Raw genomic sequence first — 3187 nt, forward strand, 5'->3', positions numbered from 1 at the left:
CGGCGGCGGCGAGCTCGGCCGCGTCCGCCAGCCGCCCGGCCTTGCGGGCCAGGGACGACTGCCACAGCCGGATCCAGCACATCAGCGTGGCGTCGCCGGCCTGGGCGGCGTGCGCGTAGGACTCGTCGAACGCGGCGGCGGCGCCGGCGACGTCGCCGAGGTCGTGGCGGGTGGTGGCCCAGAGCGCGCCGAGCCGGCCGGTCACGTGGTGCAGCCGCAGCCGGGTCAGCGGCGGGATGGAGTCACGCAGCAGCAGCGAGCGGACGACGGGCAGGTGACGACGCAGCTGGGCGGCGGTCGCGTTGATCGGGGACCGCTCGTAGTCGGCGGTGATCCGCGCGACGCGGCCGTCCAGATGCCCGAGGAGATCCGACGACGGACTCATGCCGCCGTCGCCCGCACCGAGCCGCCCACCCGCGTCCAGCCATCCGCCCACGCCGAGGCGCTCGCCGGCGGCGAGCAGGTCGAGCGGGAGCAGGGCGCCGGCGGCCAGCAGCCGGCGCCGGGAACTGGCATCCATCGTTGATGTCCTCCGCGTGGCACAGCGGAGGACGGCAACCGCCTCCGAGGTGACGCCGTCGACGGACCCCGCACTCCGCACATGTCACGGATCCTGCGTCCGCCCGGGAGGGCTCGTCACCGGGTGTGCCACTGCGGGACACGACTGTTGCGCGGCTGGTGCGGGTGGGCGTGTCCGCTGGCGCCGCACACACCCACCTTTGCGCTACGACAGAACAACCGGCTCCCCACGTGGGGAGCCGGTCACCTGAGGCCGCTACTCACCTTCGACGACGAGACGGGCCACGTGGTGGGTGTCGTTGAAGCCGCGCAGCACGGCGGGCCCGTCGGAATACCAGTCGATCGTGGTGATCGACACCAGGTCGAGGTGCAGGCGGTAGAGCACGGTCGGTTCGGCGGCGAGCGCCAGCTGGGTGAGCCCCTTGATCGGGGTCACGTGTGAGACCACCAGGACGCGGCCGCCGGCGTACTCCGCCATGATCCGGTCCCGGGCCGCGGCGACCCGCGCGACGGTGCCCAGCAGGCTCTCACCGCCCGGCGGCGGTACCGCCGGATCTGCCAGCCAGGCGTTCAGCTCGTTCGGGAAACGCTCCCGGACCTCGGCGAACGTCAGCCCCTCCCAGGCACCGAAGTCGGTCTCGCGAAGGTCCTCGTCGATCAGGTAGTCGCGCGCGAGCGCGTCGGCGGTCTGGCGCGCCCGCTTGAGCGGCGAGCAGATGACGGCGTCGAACGGTTCGGCGCCCAGCCGGTCGGCCGCGGCCGCGGCCTGGAGGAGCCCGGTGTCGGTGAGCGAGGCCTCCACCGTGCCGCTGAACCGCTTCTCCACCGACAGCGGTGTCTGGCCGTGCCGGAGCAGGACCGTGACGGTCGGCGGCGCGGGCGGGGCCATCCACCCGGACAGGCGGTTGGTGGTCGGCGCCTGGTGCGGCAGCGGATCCGGCGACTGCGGGATCGCGGGTTCCCAGGTGCGGCCCGCGGCAGCCGCGTCCATCGCCTCGTTGGCCAGCCGGTCGGCGTCGGCGTTACGGGCCCGGGGCACCCATACGAACCGGACGCTCGGGAACCGCGAGACAAGCCCCGAGGCCTCGGTGACGAGCGGGCGCATCGACGGGTGCTTGACCTTCCAGCGCCCGCTCATCTGCTCGACGACGAGCTTGGAGTCCATCCGGACCTCGAGGTCGGCGTCGGGGGCGACGTCGGCGGCGGCCCGCAGCCCCGCGAGCAGGCCCTCGTACTCGGCGACGTTGTTGGTGGCCGTCCCGATCGCGGCGGCCCGCTCCGCGAGCACCTCGCCGGTCGCGGGGTCCCGGACGAGGGCGCCGTACCCGGCAGGCCCGGGATTGCCCCGGGAACCTCCGTCGGCCTCGATGACCAGCCTGCGCGAAGCGCTCATGCCGTCACTCCCCTCGCTCGTCCGGATCCGCGGAGGATGTGGCCGCCCCCACGGGGGAGGAGAGACTCTACCGGCCGTGCGACGCCGTGAACAGCGGACGGAGCACGAATCCGGCCCTAGAGGCCCGATTCGGCCGTTCGGACCAGAATGCGGCGGCATTCCTCACAGCGCACCACCTCGTCGGCCGGGGCCGCGGCGACCGCGCGCAGGTCCCCGCCGGACAGCTCCAGGTGACACCCCTCGCAGCGCCGCCGCACCAGCGCGGCCGCGCCGACGCCCCCGGACGACGAGCGGATGCGCTCGTACAGGGTGATCAGCGGGCCCGGCAGCGACGGCGCGAGCGCGTCGCGCTCACCGCGCCGCTTCGCCGCCTCGGTGTCGATCTCACCGAACTGCTCGTCGCGGCGCACCTCGGCGGCCTGCCGCTCACCCGCGAGACGTTCCCGCCCGCTGACCTGTTCGGCCAGCTTCACCTCCAGCGCCTCGACCGCCTCCATGCGCTCGAGCGCCTCGTCCTCGAGGACGCCCTGGCGCCGGGCCAGCGAGGCCAGCTCCGCCTGCAGGTTCTCCAGCTCCCGCGGGTTGCCGACCTGGCCGGAGTCGACCCGGGTGCGGTTGCGGTCCGCGCGGGTGCGGACGAGCTCGATCTCGGTCTCCAGCTTCCGCTGGGCGCGCCCGATGTCCGCGATCTCCGTCTGTACCCGGACGATGTCCGCCTCAGCGCTGTCCAACGCCGCCGACCGCTCGGCGATGGTCGCGAGCTCCGGCAGGGCGCGGCGCCGGGCGGCGAGCCGGTCAAGCGCGGTGTCCAGCGCCTGGAGGTCGAGGAGGCGAAGCTGCGTTGCTGGGTCGGCCTTCATGAACTCCTCGCCTGGAACCCTTCTTCCGGACGCGCACCCGGCGCGTGGACCGGAGCGGACAGATGATCTGCGTGGTCGGGCTGTTCTGGCTGGTCCTGCTGGTCACGCTGCTCGGGATGGTCACGCTGCTCGGACTGGTCCGGCCGGGGTGTCGCCGACACCTGCAGCCGCCACGGATCCGTGACAAGCGTGGACACCGCCGTGTTCACGGTACGTCCCCGCGCGGCCAACCCGGCACGCAGCCGGTCGGCGGCACCGGCGAGCCACGGCCATTCGCTGGCCCAGTGCGCGACGTCGACGATGACCAGGGGATGCGCCCCGACCGCGTCAAGGGTGTGGTGGTGGCGGCCGTCCGCGGTCACCAGCACGTCCGCCCCGGCCGCCGCGGCCGCCGCGGCGAGCTCGCCGCCCGCGC

The 3187-nt window shown here is 74.1% G+C and carries 3 protein-coding genes and 1 pseudogene; all 4 read right to left on the reverse strand.

Annotation, left to right across the window (positions count from 1 at the left end; genetic code table 11):
* Positions 1-520 (reverse strand): annotated as a pseudogene (locus tag FREUN1FDRAFT_RS38520) (hypothetical protein); the annotation flags it as partial.
* Between the two features lie 255 nt (positions 521-775).
* A complete protein-coding gene (locus tag FREUN1FDRAFT_RS38525; RefSeq protein WP_006545866.1) occupies positions 776-1912 on the reverse strand; it encodes a bifunctional RNase H/acid phosphatase in 1137 nt (378 codons plus the stop codon).
* 116 nt (positions 1913-2028) lie between these two features.
* Entirely contained in the window at positions 2029-2772 is a 744-nt protein-coding gene (locus FREUN1FDRAFT_RS38530) for a zinc ribbon domain-containing protein (RefSeq protein ID WP_006545867.1), read from the reverse strand.
* A partial coding sequence (locus FREUN1FDRAFT_RS38535) for a Nif3-like dinuclear metal center hexameric protein (protein ID WP_006545868.1) occupies positions 2769-3187 on the reverse strand: 419 nt, incomplete at its 5' end. The genes FREUN1FDRAFT_RS38535 and FREUN1FDRAFT_RS38530, both read right to left, overlap by 4 nt.

Origin of the sequence: Parafrankia sp. EUN1f, from assembly GCF_000177675.1 — a bacterium.
GTDB lineage: Bacteria > Actinomycetota > Actinomycetes > Frankiales > Frankiaceae > Parafrankia.

Bases quoted from the DNA above. Each gene is read 5' to 3' on its own strand.
- FREUN1FDRAFT_RS38525 (WP_006545866.1), bottom strand. From the start codon at position 1,912: ATGAGCGCTTCGCGCAGGCTGGTCATCGAGGCCGACGGAGGTTCCCGG.
- FREUN1FDRAFT_RS38530 (WP_006545867.1), bottom strand. From the start codon at position 2,772: ATGAAGGCCGACCCAGCAACGCAGCTTCGCCTCCTCGACCTCCAGGCG.